This window comes from Rhizobacter sp. P2_H2, from assembly GCF_056403375.1.
On the sequence record NZ_JBFUFP010001110.1, the window covers coordinates 1 to 1,718 of the forward strand.

Consider the following 1,718-nt stretch of genomic DNA (forward strand, 5'->3'; position numbering starts at 1 on the left):
CACCATCCTGGCGCGCCACCAGGCACCCGCCGCGGCGCTGGCCGACACGCTCGCGGCCCTGCGCGTGTCCGTGGTGCGCATCGAGCGCGCAGGCCAGCCCGTGCTCGTCGTGTCGTCGCACATCGAGAACCAGGACAACGTGCAGACGCTGTTCTTCGTTGCCGAGCGCAACGCCCAGGGCGTCTACGCCGCCACCCATGAAGAATTCTTCCGCGGCGGTGCCGGCGCGTCGGCACTGATGGAGATGGACTTCGTCGATCACGCCGACCTCGACGATGACGGCGTCGCCGAGCTGGTCTACGCCTACGCCGGCTACGAGTGGTCGGGCTATGGCGTGCTGAAGCGCGCGGCCGGCGGCTGGACGGCCGTGCATGCGCAGGCGGTCGGCGGCTGCTGAGGCGGTGTTGTCGGTCGCGCCGTCGGCGTGTACTGTTGGGGCTCCAACAGATCGACCCCAGGAGGAACCCATGGTCTACGGTCTCACGCCGCTCGGCGTCATCCACACGCTCATCTCGCTCATCGCGGTCGCCGCCGGCCTGGTCGCGTTGTTCCGCGACAAGCGCATCATCGCCGGCACCACCACCGGCCGCATCTACATCTGGGCCACGGTGCTGACCTGCCTCACCGGCTTCGGCATCTTCCAGCATGGCGGTTTCGGCAAGCCGCACGTGCTGGGCATCGTGACGCTGGTCGTGCTCGGCGTCGCGTGGCTGGCCGGCCGCCGCAGGCTGTTCGGCGGCGCGTCGCCGTACGTCGAGACCGTCAGCTACTCGCTCACTTTCTTCTTCCACATGATCCCCGGCGTCACCGAGACGACGACGCGGCTGCCGCTGGGCAAGCCGCTGCTGCCGAATGCCGATGCCCCGGAACTGCAGGCCGTCGCCGGCGCGCTGTTCCTGGTGTTCCTGATCGGTGCCACCTGGCAGTGCCTGCAGCTGCGCTCGCGCAGCCGTCCGGGCCTCACTGCAGCCACGCCCGCCGCCTGACCTGCCGATGACCCTTCAGCGCACGGCGTCTCACCTCAGCATCACCGTCAACGATGTGGCCCGCGTCGCCGGCGTCTCGGCGATGACGGTGTCGCGTGCGCTGAACCGGCCTGAGAACGTGCCGGCCGCCACGGTCGAGAAGGTGCGCGCCGCGGTGGCGCAGACCGGCTACGTGCCGAACCGCGCGGCCGGCGCGCTGCGCTCGAGCCGCAGCCGGCTGGTGGCGGCGGTGGTGCCGACGCTGTCGGGGCCGATGTTCCTCGAGACGCTGGAGGCGCTGACCACCGGCCTGGCCGCGCGCGGCTACCAGCTGATGGTGGGGCAGAGCGGCTACAGCGAAGCGCGCGAGGACGAACTGCTGGCCGACATCATCGGCCGCCGCCCCGACGGCATCGTGCTGACCGGCGTGCTGCACACCGCGCAGGGCCGGCAGCGCCTGCTGGCCTCGGGCATCCCGATCGTCGAGACCTGGGACCTGATCCCCGACCCGATCGACGTGCTGGTCGGTTTCTCGCACGAGGCGGTCGGCAAGGCGGTGGCGGGCTTCTTCGCCGAGCGTGGCCGGCAACGGCTCGCGGTGATCGGCGGCGACGACCCGCGCGCGCGCCGCCGTGCCGAGGCCTTCGCCGCCGAGGCGCTGGCGCGCGGGCTGGCCGCGCCGGTGTTGCAGTACGTGCCCGCGCCGACCCGGCTGGGCCATGGCCGCAGCGCGCTGCGCGACCTGCTGCGCGG

At 71.9% G+C, this 1,718-nt stretch carries 3 protein-coding genes; all 3 read left to right on the top strand.

From position 1 onward, the window contains the following. Positions 1–397, top strand: a 397-nt coding sequence (locus AC1D15_RS30575; RefSeq protein WP_477828985.1) for a hypothetical protein, incomplete at its 5' end; no start/stop codon positions are given. Between the two features lie 70 nt (positions 398–467). After that, entirely contained in the window at positions 468–986 is a 519-nt protein-coding gene (locus tag AC1D15_RS30580) for a DUF2306 domain-containing protein (RefSeq protein WP_477828986.1), read from the top strand. A gap of 7 nt (positions 987–993) precedes the next feature. Beyond that, positions 994–1,718 (top strand): LacI family DNA-binding transcriptional regulator (locus AC1D15_RS30585; protein ID WP_477828987.1); only part of this gene is annotated, 725 nt, incomplete at its 3' end.